The following is a 15,846-nucleotide window of genomic DNA, read 5'->3' on the forward strand; positions in this document are numbered from 1 at the left end:
AGCCGGGCCGTCACCATGGACCCATGACCGATGTGCACGAAGCCCCGACGGCGGAGCCCGGGGCCCCCCGGACGGCGGCCGCCCGGCCGCCGCTGCGCCGCAGCAGGCGCGACAAGGTCCTCGCGGGCGTGTGCGGCGGTCTCGGCCGGTACTTCGACCTCGACCCGGTGGTCTTCCGGGTCGTCCTCGGCGTGCTCGCGGTCACCGGCGGCGTCGGCCTGATCTTCTACGGCTTCGCCTGGCTGCTGCTGCCGCAGGAGGGCGAGGAGGACAGCGAGGCGAAGAAGCTGCTCACGGGCCGGGTCGAGGGGGCCACGCTGGCCGCGGTGTTCGCCGCCCTGGTGGGCTGCGCGCTGTTCCTGTCGATGCTGGACAACGGCGCGCTGGCGGTGTTCTCCGTGCTGGTGGTGCTGGCGCTGGGCGGGGCCTCGTACTGGTCGCAGCGGCGCCGGCAGACCGCCGACCCCGAGGCGGCGCCCGCCTCCGCGGCGGGGCCGGGGGGCGCGGCCGCGCCCCGTACGGCGCATCCGCCGGCCCCTCCGGAGACGCAGGCCCCGCCCGCCCCGGGCGGCCCGTCCTGGTGGCGGGACCCGCTGGTCAAGGACGGTACGACGGGGCCGGTGGGCTCGACGGGCTATCTGTGGGGGCCCGCGGACGACGCCGAGGAGACCGCGGGCGCGGCCGGCGGCGGCCCCGGCAGGACCACCCGGCGGCCCGCCGCTGCGGCGCGCCGGGGCGGGGGCATCGGCGGCCGGGTGTTCGTCCTGGCCCTGCTCGCGGGAGCCGCCGGGACGGCCGCCGACTGGGAGGGCAGCCCGCTGGGCGAGGCCCTGCAGACGGGCTTGGCCGCCGCCCTGGTCGTCTTCGGTCTGGGCCTCGCGGTGAGCTCCGTACTGGGCCGCACCGGCTTCGGCACGGTCGTCCTGGCCGTGTTCACCTCCGGGCTGCTGGCGGGCGCCGCGGTGCTGCCGCGCGAGATCGGCACCGACTGGGAGGAGACCGAGTGGCGTCCGGCCGCGGTGGCCCAGGTGCAGCCGGTGTACGAGGCGGGTACCGGGCTCGCCACCCTGGACCTGAGCGGGCTGGACGTACCGAAGGGCACCACCGTGCCCGTCACGGCCTCCCTCGACGCGGGCCGGCTCAAGGTGGTCCTGCCCCGGGAGGTCACCGCGCGGGCCGACATCACCATCCGGCGGCTGGGCGACATCCAGCTGCCCGGGGACTACGCGGGCCGCATCGAGCAGCCCGGCCGCCAGCACCGCACGGCGACCCTCGCGCCGGACGCCGGCACCGAGGCGGGCGGCACGATCGAGCTGGACCTGAGCGCGGGTATCGGACAGGTGGAGGTGGCCCGTGCGGCGTCATGAGTTCCAGCCGGGACGGCTGATCGCGGGCCTGGTCCTGTTGCTCGCGGGCGTGCTCTACCTGCTCGACACCACCGGCGAGGCGGACGTGCCGTGGTACGCGGTCGTCCCGATCACCATGGGCGGGCTCACGCTCGCCGCGCTGGTGGGGCTGGTCACCTACGCCGTGCGGCGCGACCGGCGCGACCGGATCTCGGAGTCCAGCGACAGATAGGGCGCACCGGCCAGGATCAGCGGGGTCCAGGCCATCAGGTAGACGAGGTCGTTGCCGTAGTAGTACGGGGTCACCGCCCAGGACACCGTGAGCCAGAGGCTGAGCGAGATCAGCGCCCCGCCGACGGCCGCGGTACGGGACAGCAGCCCGGCCAGGGTCCCCAGGCCCACCAGGATCTCGGCGACGGCGAGGAACACCGCGAAGCCGACCGGGGCCTCCAGGGACAGGTCCACGAGGGCGGGGACGGCGGAGGTGTCGCGCACCCCGCGCATCAGGTCCCCGATGGAGCCCTCGCCGGAGGAGGCGAGGAAGGCGGGATCGAAGAGCTTGTCGAGCCCCGCGTAGACGAAGGTCACGCCGAGGAAGAGCCGCAGGGGCAGCAGGTGGTACCGGGCAGCCTGGTCACGCAGCCCGCGCGGTACGTCGGTCCGGGGAGGTGCTTCGGTTCTGGTCACGCGACATGTCTACCCCGCTCACTCGGCGACGTCGATGGTGCACCGGTTGGATTCCACTCCGGCGGCCGTGACCACCTGGACCTCGACGCGGCCCGGTTCCACTTCCGCCGGGACCGGCACCGTCAGCACCGCGTCGGAGGGGTTGGTGAAGCCGCCGGACACCGGCACCAGCGGGACGTGCACGTGCACCGCGCCGATCCGCACCACCAGCCGGGCCAGCATCTCGGGCGTCTGGGCCCCCGGCGGCACGAAGCCGACGCCGCGGATCTCGATGTCGTCCCCGGGGCGGACGGCGGCGTCCAGGTCCCCGGGCTCGCGTCTGCGGACCACCGACAGCACCAGCGGGCGGCTGCCCTCCGCGTACTTCGCCGCCAGGTACACCGCGGCCGACAGCGCCAGCAGCAGCGCCAGCGCCCAGGGCAGCCGCGGCAGCCGGTCCGGGTAGCGGGCCAGCGAGGCCGCCGCGTGGACCAGGACGGCCGTGGAGACCAGGACGTACTGCGCGTCCGGGAAGCTGCCGCGGCCCGCGTCGTCCGTCAGCAGGTCCGCCCCGCGCGGCCGGTCGGCGGGCAGCTTCTGCAGCCGCTGGCCCATGATCCGTACGGAGACCACGCGGCGGACGAGCACCGCCACGGCCGAGGTCAGCGCGACCACCGCCAGCAGCGGCAGCGCCCGGTCCAGGGCGAGGCCCGCGGACAGCGCCCGCCGCTCGGGCCCGGGCTCCGAGGCCGCCAGCCGCAGCGCGGGCAGCAGCGTGGCGAAGGCGGTGAGCAGCACCCAGGCGCAGGGCACGGCCTTGGAGGTGGACAGCCGGTTGTCCTCGCCGACCAGCGGCGCGAGCAGCCCGCCGCGCACCGACTGGGCGCGGGCCCCGGCGGTGAGCAGCCCGGCCAGCAGCAGGCCCGCCAGCAGTCCGGCGGTGCGGGCGGTGGACCAGCCGGTGCCGAGGGCGGCGGCGACCTGCACCAGCAGCAGGATCCCGGCGGCGATCCACACGGCGAGCACGGCCCGCCGGGAGAACACGTACAGCCAGGTGCTCCCGGCCTCGCGGCCGCGGTCGGCGACGGTGCGGGCGGACAGGGCCAGCTCGTCGGAGACCCACTGGCGGGAGGCGCCGAGGGAGTGGGCGACGGCGGCCGGCACGCCCTGGCCGGAGGCGAACTCGTCGCGCTTCTCCAGGAAGGCGGCGACCGCGCGGCGGTGGCCTTCCCGGGCGCACTCCTCGCAGGCACAGGCGCTGGTATGGGTGCCGCGGGACATCTCTTGGACAGCCACGTACGTGCCGCCTCTCTGAACTACGGGGCAATGCCAGCGAATTGTGCACCACTGCGGCAGTGCTCCGGATTGCGCGCGATGTCAGAGCAGGTGATTAACGGTTCATGATGTTGACGCCACCGTCTGCCACAGCGGCTGGAAGCTCACCCAGGCGGCCAGATCCCCGCCGAACCGCTCGCGCGTGGCCAGCGCGGCGTGGTGGCCGACGGGGCGGGGCTTCCCAGCGGCCCGCGCGAGCAGCTGCACCTGCGCGGCCCGTTCCGCCGCGACGAACCACCAGGCGGCCGCGTCCACCGAGCCGCCGGCGGTCAGCAGGCCCCGGTTGCGCAGGACCAGCGCCTTGTACGGGCCGAGCGCGCGGGCGATCCGTACGGGGTCCTCCGCGGCGGCGTACTCGTCCAGCAGGGCGTGGTCCCCGTAGAACACGCATGCCTCGGGGGTGAGCGGCGCCAGCAGCTCGCCGAGGCAGGCGAGGGCGCGTCCGTACGGGGCCTGCGCGCGCACCACGGCCACCGCGTCGGGGCGGGCCCGGTGCACGGCGGCGTGCACCGCGAAGGCCAGCTCGTTGACGCGGCGGCCGCCCTCGCGCACGCGGCCGTCGCCGTCGACGAGCAGCAGGTCCGCGGGGGTCAGGCCGGCGAGGGCGCGGCCGAAGGGGTTCACCCAGTAGCAGTCGTCGTACTCCGGGTCGCGGGCGGTGATGTGCCCGGTGAGGCCGTCCTCGTAGCCCAGGCGCGCGAACAGCCGCAGCGCGCCCGCCAGGCGCTCCTTGCGGTGGGCGCGCTCCTCGCGGACGGTGGCGTGCACGGGCGGCAGCTCCAGGCGGAGCCGGTCCGGGGGCAGCGGGGCGGGCCGGGTGTCCTCGGACATGGCGTGCCTCCTCCGCCGGTGCGTGCCGTCTGCCTGCCGTCGGCGCACGGTACTGGGGGCGGCGCGAGGAGAACAGAGCCGCGAAGGGTCGGAAAAGGGCGACGGCGGAAAAGGCGACGGCGCCGCCGCCCGGCCTCAGCCGGACGGCGGCGCCGTCGTGGTGCGGGGTGGGGAGCCGCCTACTCCCACTCGATGGTGCCCGGGGGCTTGCTCGTGCAGTCGAGGACCACCCGGTTCACCTCCGCCACCTCGTTGGTGATGCGGGTGGAGATCCGCGCCAGGACCTCGTACGGCATACGCGTCCAGTCCGCGGTCATCGCGTCCTCGGAGGAGACGGGGCGCAGCACGATCGGGTGGCCGTAGGTGCGGCCGTCGCCCTGGACGCCCACGCTGCGGACGTCCGCGAGCAGGACCACCGGGCACTGCCAGATCTCGCGGTCGAGACCGGCCGCGGTGAGCTCCTGGCGGGCGATGGCGTCGGCCTCGCGCAGCAGGTCCAGGCGCTCCTTGGTGACCTCGCCGACGATGCGGATGCCGAGGCCGGGGCCGGGGAACGGCTGGCGCTGGACGATCTCCTCGGGCAGGCCGAGCTCCTGGCCGACCATCCGGACCTCGTCCTTGAACAGCTGGCGCAGCGGCTCGACGAGCTCGAACTCGATGTCGTCGGGGAGGCCGCCGACGTTGTGGTGGGACTTGATGTTGGCGGTGCCGGTGCCGCCGCCGGACTCCACCACGTCCGGGTACAGGGTGCCCTGGACGAGGAAGGCCACCGCGGGGCCCTCCTCCTGGAGGATCTCCAGCTGGGCCTGCTCGAAGACGCGGATGAACTCGCGGCCGATGATCTTCCGCTTGGTCTCCGGGTCGGAGACGCCGGCCAGCGCGGCCAGGAAGCGCTCCTCGGCGTCGACCACCTTGAGCTGGACGCCGGTGGCGGCCACGAAGTCCTTCTCGACCTGCTCGGTCTCGCCCTTGCGCATCAGACCGTGGTCGACGTACACGCAGGTCAGCTGGGAGCCGATGGCCTTCTGCACGAGGGCCGCGGCGACCGCGGAGTCCACGCCGCCGGACAGCCCGCAGATGGCGCGCTTGTCGCCGACCTGTGCCCGGATGGCCGCGACCTGCTCCTCGACGATGTTGCCGGTGGTCCAGGTGGGGGCCAGGCCCGCGCCGCGGTAGAGGAAGTGCTCCAGGATCTGCTGGCCGTGCGTGGAGTGCATCACCTCGGGGTGGTACTGCACGCCGTACAGCTTCTTCTCGTCGTTCTCGAAGGCGGCGACGGGGACGACGTCGGTCGAGGCGGTGACGGTGAAGCCCTCGGGGGCGGCGGAGCAGGCGTCGCCGTGGGACATCCACACGGACTGCTCCGCCGGGGTGCCCTCGAAGAGGGTGGAGCCGACCTTGGAGACGGCCAGCGCGGTACGGCCGTACTCGCGGGCGCCGGTGTTGTCGACCGTGCCGCCGAGGGTGACGGCCATCAGCTGGAAGCCGTAGCACATGCCGAAGACCGGGATCCCGGCCTCGAAGAGGGCCCGGTCGATCTGCGGGGCGCCCTCCTCGTAGACGGAGGACGGGCCGCCGGAGAGGATGATCGCCTTGGGGTTCTTGGCCAGCATCTCGCCGACGGGCATCGAGCTCGGCACGATCTCGCTGTAGACCCGTGCCTCACGGACGCGGCGGGCGATGAGCTGGGCGTACTGGGCGCCGAAGTCGACGACGAGAACCGTGTCCGGGGCGCTGTCGTGGGCGGCGGAGGGTACTTCTGGCACGGGACGGCCTTCCGGCGGAAGTGGTGGCTGTTTTGTCGATTCTAACGGTGGCAACCGTGCCCCCTTCGTCTCACCATCCGAATCGGCTTGGCACGGAAGGGGACGGACGGTAATAATCCCTTCCGTGCGCAAGCAGCTGAGCTTCCTCTTTACCTATGGCACCGGCCGGTCCGGTCGCCATGGGTCCTTGTGATGCTCTTCTGAGCCGCTGACTTCCCAGAGCGCCCCGGTCCGACAGGACCGGGGCGCTCTGCGTGTGCCGGACCTGCGGGCCCCACCCCGACAGGAGACAGATCATGACCAGCACGACCACCACCACGCCCGAGCAGCTGATCGCCGACTCGCGGACGCGGATCGACGCCCTCGACGACCGGATCATCGGGCTGATCCAGGAGCGGATGGCCGTTTCGGCCGTCATCCAGGACGCGCGGATCGCCTCCGGGGGGCGGCGGGTGCATCTCTCGCGGGAGATGGAGGTGCTGTCCCATTGGAGCGACGCCCTCGGCAAGCCCGGTACGGCCCTCGCCATGACCCTGCTGGAGCTGAGCCGGGGCCGGGTGTGACGGCTGTTCGTCACTCGTCCGGACCGTGACCGGCCCCCGGAGGCTTCGTTGGTGTGGGTGTCCGCGACAGCCAGCCGCGGGACCGCAGCACCACGCGTGGCTCCGCCGGAGCGATGAGACGTACGGCCCTCGTGGCGCGTGCGTCGTGGGACCTCGCTCCCTCGCGTGACCGGACGGCAGGGGACAGCAGCCCGGTCACCCCGTAAGGACGGCCGGCCCTGGGGACGCCCCGGGCCGGCCGTTCGTGTGTGCGGGGGCCGCGTCAGGCGTGGCTGCCCGCCTTGCGGCGGAAGGCCAGGACGAGACCGCCGCCGGCCGCGACCAGCAGCGCCGCACCGCCGAGCACCAGCGGCCCCACGGAGGAGCCGGTGGAGGCGAGCCCGCCGTGCGCCGTGGCGCCGGAGGAGGCGGCCGGGGTGGCGGAGCCGGTGGCCGCCGAGGCGCCGGGCGTCGGGGAGGTCGTGGCGGTCGGGCTCGTGGTGGCGGTCGGGCTCGGCGTGGTGCCGCCCTTGGCGTCGATCACGACGGTCGCCTTGTCGTTGGCGTGGTTCGGGTCCCACTCCTGGCCGCGGGTGCCCTGCGGGGTCCACTGGCCGACCGCGACGGAACCGGCCGCGGGGCTGCCGCCCGTGCCCGGCTGCTCGATCCTGAGCTCGAACGGGTAGCCGACCTGCTCCTTCTCCCCCACCACGTGGCCGGTGGAGCAGAAGTAGCGCGGCGCGCCGAGCGCCTGCTCGCGGTCGCTGCCGTCCGCGTTGACCCCGCGGCAGCCCGCGGGCACCTTGGTGACCTTCGCCCCGGCCGGGACGACGAAGTCGGTACGGGCCACCGACTCGGCGGAGCGCAGGTACGCCACCCACGCCGGGCCGTTGTTGCGGAAGCCGATCTCCGCCCGGACCGTGTCGCCGGGCTTGCCCGCGAGGGAGACCGGCCAGGCCACGAGGTCGGCGGTGTTCTTCGTACGGAAGTCGAACTCCTGGCGGTTGTTGCGCAGGTCGAGGTCCACCGACTCGGCGGCGGCCCCGGCCCCGGCCTTGGCCTTGCCCGGGCGGGCCTGCGCGGTGAGCTGCTTGCCACCGGCCGCCTTCTGCGACGTGTCGGCCTTGTCCGCCCTGCCGCTCCGGCTCGTCTGCGGCTGGCTCCCGTTCGCGTACACGGCGTACGTCAGCGAGTCGATGAAGGCGTGCGGCGCGGCGCGGAGGGTGAGCGAGCCGTCGAGCCCGTACACGGCGCCCGCCTCGTACTCGCCCTCCAGCAGGCACTGCACGGTGCTCCAGCCGGTGTTCCACGGCTGGTCCTGGACCGGGTCCTCGGAGTACGAGCAGTTGTCGTACTGCTCGACCAGGCCCATGCCGTGCGTGGTGCGGATCTCCAGCACCACGCCGTTCACGGACTCCGTGCCCTCGTTGGCGAAGACCACCGGCAGCGCCTGCTTGTCGCCCGGCTTCTGCTCCGTCCTGAGCTTCGCGCGGTCCATCACCAGGTCGGGGCCGCCGACCCGGACCTTGGTGGTGACGGGCTTGAAGGTGGCGCCCTCCGCCTTGCCGGTCAGCGTCAGGTCCGCGGTCGCGCCCAGCGCGCTGCCCTTGGCCGCGCCGAGGTCCAGCTCCACCACCGTGGTCTCGCCGCGCGACAGCGCCGGGCGCTTGCAGGTGACGGCCGCCGCGGTGAGCGCGCAGTCCGAGCCCTGGTGGTCGCCGAGCGCGACGTCGGCGATGCCCTTGAGGGGGGCCAGGTCGATCGTGAAGGTGCTCGCGCGGCCGAAGGCCGCGGCCGTGTCGTTGACGAGCCGGAACTCCACCGAGGTCTTCCGCGGTCCGTCGCCGCCCTGCCCCGGGTGCGGGCGCAGGCCGGTCTCGGCCGGCCCGGTGAGGGTGAAGACGGGGTCCGCGGCGTGCGCGGGAGTGGCGGCGAGCCCCAGGGCGACGAGGCCGCAGGCAGCCAGCAGGGAGATGCGCTTTCTCATACAGCGTTGACGGCCGAGCGCCGGTCGCAGTTGCACCCGCCACCGTGTGATCGACGCCACAGCCCGGCATGGCGGATTCCGGTACAACCATCAAGGCTGAACATCTGTCACCTATGTACCGCGGTGGGTACCGCGCTCGGAGGGGGAGCGCGGTACCCATCGCTGTCAGCCGGGAGTACCCGCCAGCGTCAGCCCGGTCAGCCCAGTCAGCCCGCCGGCTCCGCGTGCCGCGGCGGGATCTCCGGCACCGCGAGGAACGGCAGCCGCAGCGCGCCGAAGGCATCCTTCGGCACCGCCGGACGGACCGGTTCCACCGCCTCCAGGCGCACGTACTCCGCCCCCTGCGCGGGCCGCGGGTCCGCCTCGCCCTTGTTCGGCCAGTACGACATCGCCCGCTCCGCCTGCGCCGTGATCGTCAGCGAGGGGTTGACGCCGAGGTTCGCGGAGACGGCCGCGCCGTCCACCACCGAGATGCCCGGGTGCCCGTAGAGGCGGTGGTACGGGTCCACCACGCCCTCCCGCTCCGACGCCCCGATGGGGCAGCCGCCGAGGAAGTGCGCCGTCAGCGGGGTGCCCATCAGCTCGCCGATGTTGCTGCCCGCGAAGCCGTTGATCTCCTCGGCCAGCAGGGTCGCGGCGCGGGTGGCCTCCGCGATCTGCACCGGGTTGGGGGCGCCGTGGCCCTGGCGGGCCGTGAGCAGCCCCTTTCCGATTCCGCCCGGTTTGCGGTAGGTGGTCAGGGAGTTGTCCAGGGACTGCATGACCAGGCCGATGATGGTCCGCTCCGACCAGCGCCGGTTGGACAGCGAACGGGCCAGCTGGAGCGGGTGCTTGGCGGTCCTGGCCAGCCAGGCGCGGACCCGGTGGGCGCTGTAGGGGACCTGGAGGACGGTCATGAACCCCATGGCGTTGGAGCCCTTGCCGTAGCGGACCGGCTCGATGTGGGTGTCGGCGTTCGGGTGCACGGAGGAGGTGATGGCCACGCCCCGTGTGAAGTCCGCCCGCCGGTCGTGCCCGTGCCGGCTGCGGTAGCGGCGGTCGTCGGTCTGCGCGCCGACCAGGCCCTCGGAGTTGGTCCGGGTCAGCTCCCCGAGCCGCGACGACAGGTGCGGCAGCTCGCCCCGGTCGCGCATCGTGTGCAGCAGAGTCTGCGTGCCGTACGTACCCGCCGCGAGCACGACGTGCCGGGCGCGCAGCACCTTCGCCCTCCCCCGGCGGCGGCCGTCGGTGGGCACGGTGCGGACGCGCAGGCCGCCCGCCGGGTGCTCGGACAGGGCGGTGACGGTCGTCATCGGGTGGATGACGGCGCCGGCCCGCTCGGCCAGGTGCAGGTAGTTCTCGTTCAGGGTGTTCTTGGCTCCGTGCCGGCAGCCCGTCATGCACTCCCCGCACTCGGTGCACGCCTTCCGGGCGGGGCCCGCGCCGCCGAAGTACGGGTCGGCCACCTCCTCGCCGGGCCGGGCCCGGCTCGCGCCCGCCGCGTCCTCGCCGTCGCCGAAGAACACGCCGACGGGGGCCATGTGGAAGGTGTCCGCCACGCCCATCTTCGCGGCGGCGGCCCTGAGGTGGACGTCGGAGGGGGTCATGGTCGGGTTCAGCCGCACCCCGAGCATCCGGCGGGCCTGGTCGTAGTACGGGGCCAGTTCCTCGCGCCAGTCGGTGATGGCGGCCCACTGCCGGTCCAGGAAGAAGGCGTCCGGCGGCACGTACAGGGTGTTGGCGTAGTTGAGCGAGCCGCCGCCCACGCCGGCGCCCGCGAGCACCATCACATTGCCGAGCAGGTGGATGCGCTGGATCCCGTACAGCCCGAGGGCCGGGGCCCACAGGTAGTTCCGCAGGTCCCAGCTGTTCTTCGGCAGGCTCTCGCGGGTGAAGCGGCGCCCGGCCTCCAGGACACCGACCCGGTAGCCCTTCTCGGTGAGGCGCAGGGCCGAGACCGATCCGCCGAAGCCGGAGCCGATGACGAGGACGTCGTAGTCGTAGGCGTCGTCGTCGGTCACGTCGTCGTGCGACACGCAAAACCCCTTAGCGCAGTCGGAGGGCCTTCATGATCTGGAGGCTGCGGGTCATGAACGCCGCGTACTTCTCGTCGTCCATGCCGAGCGAGGGCGCCATCGGGACCAGCCGCTGGTGGGCGACGGTCTGGGCCTCGGTGTACTTGAGGATGCCCTCGGAGCCGTGCCGGCGGCCGAGCCCGGAGTCCTTCATGCCGCCCATGGGCGCCTGGGCGCTGCCGTAGGCGGGGGCGTAGCCCTCGTTGATGTTGACGGTGCCGGTCCGCAGGCGGGCGGCGACGGCGTGGCCGCGGCGGGCGTCCTTGGTCCAGACGCTGGAGTTCAGGCCGTAGGAGGTGGCGTTGGCCTCGGTGATCGCCGCGTCCTCGTCGGTGAAGCGGTAGATCGAGACGACCGGGCCGAAGGTCTCCTCGCCGCACACCGCCATCGGCGCCTCGACCCCGTCGAGGATGGTGGGCTCGTAGAAGAGCGGGCCGATGTCGGGTCGGGCGGTGCCGCCGGCGACGAGGGTGGCGCCCTTGGCGACGGCCTCGTCCACATGCCGCTGTACGGTCTCCAGCTGGCGCTCGCCGACCAGGGAGCCCATGTCCGCGCCGTAGGCGAGGGAGCTGCCCAGGCGCATGGCCCGGGTGCGGGCGGCGAAGCGCTCGACGAAGGCGTCCGCGATCGAGGCGTGGACGTAGAGCCGCTCGATGGAGATGCACAGCTGGCCGGCGGAGGAGAAGCAGGCGCGGACCGCGCCCGCGGCGGCCTTCTCCACATCGGCGTCGTGCAGGACGAGCATGGCGTTCTTGCCGCCGAGTTCGAGGGAGACCCCGACGAGGCGGGCCGCCGCGCCCTGGGCGACCTCGCGGCCGGTACGGGTGGAGCCGGTGAAGGAGACGTAGTCGGCGTGCCGGACCACCTCGGGGCCGACGACCGGGCCCTCCCCGAGGACGACCTGGAAGACCTCGGCGGGCAGTCCGGCCTCGATCAGCAGGTCCCGGGCCCACAGGGCGGTCAGCGCGGTCTCGGTGTCGGGCTTCATGACGAGCGCGTTGCCGGCCACGAAGGCGGGCAGGGCGTCACCGACCGACAGCTCCAGCGGGTAGTTCCAGGGGGCGATCTGGCCGACGACCCCGCGCGGCTGGCGCAGCTCGGTGACCTTGGTGAGGGTGGGCATGGCGCCCGTGTGGCCCTTGGGGCGCAGATAGGCGGGGGCCTTGCGGCCGTAGTGGCGCGCGGAGACGGCGACCGCCTGGACCTCCTCGTGGGCGTGCAGGCGGGCCTTGCCGGTCTCCAGCTGGATCAGGTCCAGGATCTCGGCCTGCCGGGCGAGCACCAGGTCGTGGAAGCGGAGCAGGACCGCGGCCCGCTGCCGGACCGGGACCGCCGCCCAGGCGGGCTGGGCGGCGCGGGCCCGTTCGAACGCCTCGGCGACATCCTCGGGCGTGGCCTCCGGGAGCTCCGCCAGCCGGTCCCCGGTGAAGGGGGTGTGGTTGGCGGTGCGGCCGGAGCCGATCACTCCGCGGGTCAGCCGGGCGACCAGGTCGGGGGTCACCACATCGGCGGCGGTGCGGGCACCGGCCGGGGCCGGGGCGACCGGGTTGGTGGGCCGCGGTGCGGTCCGGAGGGGGGCGGCGGGGGCCTGCGAGTCCGTCATGCCGGTGAGCGTATTGCGCCCGGGGACCTTTGGGTACCCGCCGGTAACCGGATTTTGCCATTTCCGCCAGTGATCACTGGCGGAATGGCGGCGGAGCGGAGGCGGCGGCCCCCTCAGCTCCCCTCGGCGGGCGGCTCCCAGCCGCTGAGCACGATGTCGAACTGCTGGCTGGTCGTGTGCCAGTCCGCGACCGGCCCCGACATGTAGATCGCGTACTCGGTGCCGTCCGGCGCCACGTACATCTGCTCCTTGGCCCGGCGGGGACCGGCGTGCGTGCCCTTCTCCGTCCAGGTGAAGTCCCAGATCGCGGCCCGGGTGCTGTCCCGGAAGGTGTTCTGGTTGAGCTTCTGGCGCTTGTAGTCCGTCCGCTTCTGCACCTGCTTCTCCAGGTCGAGCACGTGCGCGTACGGGTTGTCATAGTCCGGGGTGGTATCGGCCGCGATCCGGATGAAGTGCTTCCCGTTGTCCGGGGTGTAGTCGATCTGGTCGCCGTCCATCTGACGGGTCCAGCCGTCAGGGACGAAGAGGGTGAAGCCGGTGGGGTCGGTGACCCGCTGCCAGCCCGCCGGCGGGGCCGCCGCCTTCGGCTTCCCGTCGTCGGCCGACTGCCCGCCCTCGTCCGGCGCGCTCACCGCCCGGTCGCCACCCTTGGGGCCCGAGTCGCCGGTGTACTTGAGCACCGCGAACACCCCGCCGCCCCCGACCAGCGCCGCCACCAGGGCCACGGCCACGGCCCGCCCGCGCCAGCCGCGCGCCGCGTCGGCGCCCGCCACGGCCGGTACGGTCAGCTGCGGCTCCGGCATCGCGGCCGTCCGGCCGGCCGCCGGTGCGGCCTCCGCCGGAGGGGACGTTTCCTCGGGCGGCTCCTGCGCCGGGGCCAGCTCCTCGGAGGACACCGCGCGCGTGGGTACGTACGCCTGCGCCGCCTTCGGCTCGCGGCCCTCCATCGCCTCCAGCAGCATCCGCTCGGCCTCCTCGGCCGAGGGGCGCTGCGTCGGGTCCTTGCGCAGCAGGGCCGTGATCACCGGGCCCAGCGCACCGGACTGGCGCAGCGCCGGCGGCTCGTCGTTGACGACGGCCTGGAGGCTGGAGATGGGCGACGTACGGCGGAAGGGGGACCGGGCCTCCACCGCCGTGTAGAGGGTCGCGCCCAGGGACCACAGGTCGGAGGAGGGGTCGGGGATCCCGCCGGTGACCCGCTCGGGGGCCAGGTAGTCGATGGAGCCGACGATCTCACCGGTACGGGTGATCGAGGAGTCGCCCTCGATGGCGGCGATACCGAAGTCCGTGAGCAGCACCCGCCCGTCCTTGGCGAGCAGCACATTGCCCGGCTTGACGTCCCGGTGCAGTACGCCGACCGCGTGCGCGGCGCGCAGCGCGCCCAGCACGTGCAGCCCGATGCGGGCCGCCTCGCGGGGCTCGATACGGCCGGCCGCCTTGGCCGCGTCCGCGAGGGAGGGGCCGTCGATGTACTCCATGACGATCCACGGCCGGTCGTCGTGCTCCAGCACGTCGTGGACGGTGACGACCGCCGGGTGCTGGATGCGGGCCGCGGCCCGCGCCTCCTTCTGCGTCCGGGCGTGCATGACGTCCCGGTCGGCCTGGGCGACGTACAGACCCGCCGTCAGTTCCTTGACGGCAACGGTCCTGTGGAGCAGCTCGTCATGCGCGCGCCACACCTTGCCCATGCCGCCGCGGCCGATCGGCTCGACGAGCCGGTACCGGCCCGCCAGCACGGCGCCCCCACCTGTCTGCTGTTCCACGAATTCCCGCCGCTCTCTGCACTTCAGGCCAGATTACGGAGCCCACGGGGGCTGCTGGAACCGCCGGGGCGCCGAAAGACGGCACTGTGACGCAATCGCCGTACTGATCCGTCGTCAGTATCCGTCTCAACCGCCCGCCTTGTAACTCGCCGTGGCCTTCTCGAAGACCTCGGTGACCTTGGACTGCTCGTCCTCCGGTCCGGTGACGAGGACGACGTGGTAGCTGCCGGCGAGGGCGACGACGAAGTTGCGGGCGTAGACGTTGCGGCCGGTGCCGTCGATCCAGGTGTAGCGGCCGGTGGCGCGCATCTGCTGGCCGACGGTGGTGGTCTTCACCTCGCCGACGGTGGACCAGGTGGACGTCCGGTACGGGGTCAGCTCCGGCTCCTTGTCCTTCTGGTAGGCCGCCGGGTCCGGATTGCCCTGCACCTTGTCCCGGCCGGGGACCACGGTGAGCACGAACTGCCCGTCGGTGTACCGGACCTGGCCCGCCTCGTTGATCCCGCGGCGCTCCCAGCCCTCGGGGACGGCGATCTCGAAGTGCTCGGGGTCCTGCTGGGTGGTGTACCCGGGCGGGGCGGGGGCGGGGGCGGGGGCGGACTGGGAGGGGGCGGGGGGTGTGGGCCGGGGGGCCGGGGGCGCGCTGGTGGCGGGGGCGGGACTCGCCGGGGCCGGGCTCGCCGGGGCGGCACCGCCTCCCTGGTCGCTCTGGTCCGCGCGGGGCATGAACAGCACGGCGTACGCGACGCCTGCGGCGAGCAGGGCCAGGATCCCGAGCAGCAGGGTCCGGCCGAGGGCGCGGGGCTTGCGGGGGCCCGCGGGGTTGCGGTGCCGCCCGTGGACCTCGCCGCGGCGGCGGACGACGGGCAGGCGGGCGGGGTCCGGCTCGGGCATCGGCAGCATGTGCAGCCCGGCGTCGGGCTCGGGCGCGGAGCGCACGAGGGAACGCAGCCAGCCGCGCAGCTCCTCGAAGTCGGGCCGCTCGGTGGGGTCCTGGCGCAGCAGCGACTCGACGATCGGCCGCAGCGCCCCGCACTCCTCCGCGAAGGCGGGGGGCTCGGCGCAGACCATCTCGACCAGTTCGGCGACGCTGTCCTCGGGGTAGGGGGCGTGCCCCTGCACGGCGCGGTAGAGCAGCGCGCCGAGCGCCCAGAGGTCGGTGGCGGGGCCGACGGGGGCGGCGAGCTGCCAGTGCCCGTGCACGGGCCCGGCCTGCTCGGGCGCCCACCGCTCGGTGACGGCCCCGACGACGGCCATCCGCGTCTGCCGAGCCCGCTCGGCATCAAGCCCACTCGGCCCCCCGCCCCGCACCCCACCCCACCCGGCGGGTACCACGGGCGCGGGAACAGGGCCGACGCCGCCATGCCCACCCTCCACTTCGGCCTGCCGGTAACCGTGCGGCAGGGCCAACTGCCCGGGCAGCGGTGCGGGCTGACCGTTCTGGCCTGGCCGACTGGGCTGGCCCGGCTGGCCCGGCAGCGGCGCGGGGTGGCCGGACTGGCCGTGCTGCGGCGCGGGGTGGCCGGACTGGCCGTGCTGCGGCGCGGGGTGGCCGGGCCGACCCGACTCCGGCGCGGGCTGGCCCGGCAGCGGCGCGGGCTGACCCGACTGCCCGGGCTGGCCCGGCTGCGGAGCGGGGTGGCCCGACTGGCCAGGCTGCGGCGCGGGTTGACCCGACTGGCCGAGCTGCGGAGCGGGGTGGCTCGACTGGCCCGGCTGTCCTGGCTGCGGCGTGGCGGAGGGCGCGTACGCCGCCCCGCCAGCCCCTCGGGGGCCGGGGGCGGCCCCGGAGCCCGCCCAGGGCGCCGCTCCGGCCTCGGAGCCCGGCCCGTGGGCGGAGCCGGACGCCTCCCGGTGTGCCGGTCCACTTTCGCTTCCCGGCCGAAGCCCGGCGCCCGGCCCAGGCTCCAGCGCGGCCCCGGTTACCGCGCCAGAATCGAACCCCGCTCCCGA

General features: G+C 74.2%; 12 protein-coding genes. 3 read left to right on the forward strand and 9 right to left on the reverse strand.

The genetic code is table 11. The features are described 5' to 3' along the window. Nucleotides 1-23 precede the first annotated feature (23 nt). Together ABZ873_RS19600 and ABZ873_RS19605 are read left to right on the forward strand one after the other, a co-directional pair. Complete coding sequence (locus ABZ873_RS19600) at nucleotides 24-1,367, forward strand: PspC domain-containing protein (protein WP_360873291.1); 1,344 nt, start codon at nucleotides 24-26, stop codon at nucleotides 1,365-1,367. Then, nucleotides 1,354-1,578, forward strand: a complete 225-nt coding sequence (locus tag ABZ873_RS19605; RefSeq protein ID WP_360873293.1) for a hypothetical protein — start codon at nucleotides 1,354-1,356, stop codon at nucleotides 1,576-1,578. Before ABZ873_RS19600 ends, ABZ873_RS19605 begins: the two co-directional genes overlap by 14 nt. Here ABZ873_RS19605 and ABZ873_RS19610 read toward each other — a convergent pair. The 4 genes from ABZ873_RS19610 to guaA form a co-directional block, all read right to left on the reverse strand. Continuing rightward, nucleotides 1,524-2,033 (reverse strand): TQO small subunit DoxD, encoded by a 510-nt coding sequence (locus ABZ873_RS19610; RefSeq protein WP_360873296.1) that lies wholly within the window; start codon nucleotides 2,031-2,033, stop codon nucleotides 1,524-1,526. The two genes, ABZ873_RS19605 and ABZ873_RS19610, sit on opposite strands and share 55 nt — an antisense overlap. Nucleotides 2,034-2,051: 18 nt before the next feature. Beyond that, nucleotides 2,052-3,308, reverse strand: coding sequence for a hypothetical protein (locus tag ABZ873_RS19615; RefSeq protein WP_360873299.1), 1,257 nt, complete (start codon nucleotides 3,306-3,308; stop codon nucleotides 2,052-2,054). A 102-nt stretch (nucleotides 3,309-3,410) separates the two neighbouring features. After that, a complete protein-coding gene (locus ABZ873_RS19620; protein ID WP_360873301.1) occupies nucleotides 3,411-4,178 on the reverse strand; it encodes a class II aldolase/adducin family protein in 768 nt (255 codons plus the stop codon). A 179-nt stretch (nucleotides 4,179-4,357) separates the two neighbouring features. Beyond that, nucleotides 4,358-5,944, reverse strand: coding sequence for a glutamine-hydrolyzing GMP synthase (gene guaA / locus ABZ873_RS19625; protein WP_360873304.1), 1,587 nt, complete (start codon nucleotides 5,942-5,944; stop codon nucleotides 4,358-4,360). Nucleotides 5,945-6,240: 296 nt separating this feature from the next. Between guaA and ABZ873_RS19630 the strand changes: the two genes are divergently transcribed. Continuing rightward, entirely contained in the window at nucleotides 6,241-6,507 is a 267-nt protein-coding gene (locus tag ABZ873_RS19630) for a chorismate mutase (protein WP_360873307.1), read from the forward strand. 262 nt (nucleotides 6,508-6,769) lie between these two features. Here ABZ873_RS19630 and ABZ873_RS19635 read toward each other — a convergent pair whose 3' ends face one another. From ABZ873_RS19635 to ABZ873_RS19655, 5 genes are all read right to left on the reverse strand, one after another. Next, nucleotides 6,770-8,473, reverse strand: coding sequence for a peptidase (locus tag ABZ873_RS19635; RefSeq protein WP_360873311.1), 1,704 nt, complete (start codon nucleotides 8,471-8,473; stop codon nucleotides 6,770-6,772). Nucleotides 8,474-8,679: 206 nt separating this feature from the next. Next, nucleotides 8,680-10,488 (reverse strand): GMC family oxidoreductase, encoded by a 1,809-nt coding sequence (locus ABZ873_RS19640; protein ID WP_360873314.1) that lies wholly within the window; start codon nucleotides 10,486-10,488, stop codon nucleotides 8,680-8,682. Nucleotides 10,489-10,498: 10 nt separating this feature from the next. Further along, nucleotides 10,499-12,130 (reverse strand): succinic semialdehyde dehydrogenase, encoded by a 1,632-nt coding sequence (locus ABZ873_RS19645; protein WP_360873317.1) that lies wholly within the window; start codon nucleotides 12,128-12,130, stop codon nucleotides 10,499-10,501. 113 nt (nucleotides 12,131-12,243) lie between these two features. After that, nucleotides 12,244-13,893, reverse strand: coding sequence for a serine/threonine-protein kinase (locus ABZ873_RS19650; protein WP_360873319.1), 1,650 nt, complete (start codon nucleotides 13,891-13,893; stop codon nucleotides 12,244-12,246). Nucleotides 13,894-14,019: 126 nt separating this feature from the next. Further along, nucleotides 14,020-15,150, reverse strand: a complete 1,131-nt coding sequence (locus tag ABZ873_RS19655; protein WP_360873322.1) for a hypothetical protein — start codon at nucleotides 15,148-15,150, stop codon at nucleotides 14,020-14,022. Nucleotides 15,151-15,846: the final 696 nt, after the last annotated feature.

Origin of the sequence: Streptomyces sp. NPDC047014 (assembly GCF_040644195.1) — a bacterium.
GTDB lineage: Bacteria > Actinomycetota > Actinomycetes > Streptomycetales > Streptomycetaceae > Streptomyces.

What these genes read in the sequence shown, in the direction of transcription:
- ABZ873_RS19635 (WP_360873311.1), bottom strand. Translation starts at nt 8,473, where the DNA reads ATGAGAAAGCGCATCTCCCTGCTGGCTGCCTGCGGCCTCGTCGCCCTG.
- ABZ873_RS19655 (WP_360873322.1), bottom strand. Translation starts at nt 15,150, where the DNA reads ATGGCCGTCGTCGGGGCCGTCACCGAGCGGTGGGCGCCCGAGCAGGCC.
- ABZ873_RS19630 (WP_360873307.1), top strand. Translation starts at nt 6,241, where the DNA reads ATGACCAGCACGACCACCACCACGCCCGAGCAGCTGATCGCCGACTCG.
- ABZ873_RS19600 (WP_360873291.1), top strand. Translation starts at nt 24, where the DNA reads ATGACCGATGTGCACGAAGCCCCGACGGCGGAGCCCGGGGCCCCCCGG.
- ABZ873_RS19620 (WP_360873301.1), bottom strand. Translation starts at nt 4,178, where the DNA reads ATGTCCGAGGACACCCGGCCCGCCCCGCTGCCCCCGGACCGGCTCCGC.
- ABZ873_RS19645 (WP_360873317.1), bottom strand. Translation starts at nt 12,130, where the DNA reads ATGACGGACTCGCAGGCCCCCGCCGCCCCCCTCCGGACCGCACCGCGG.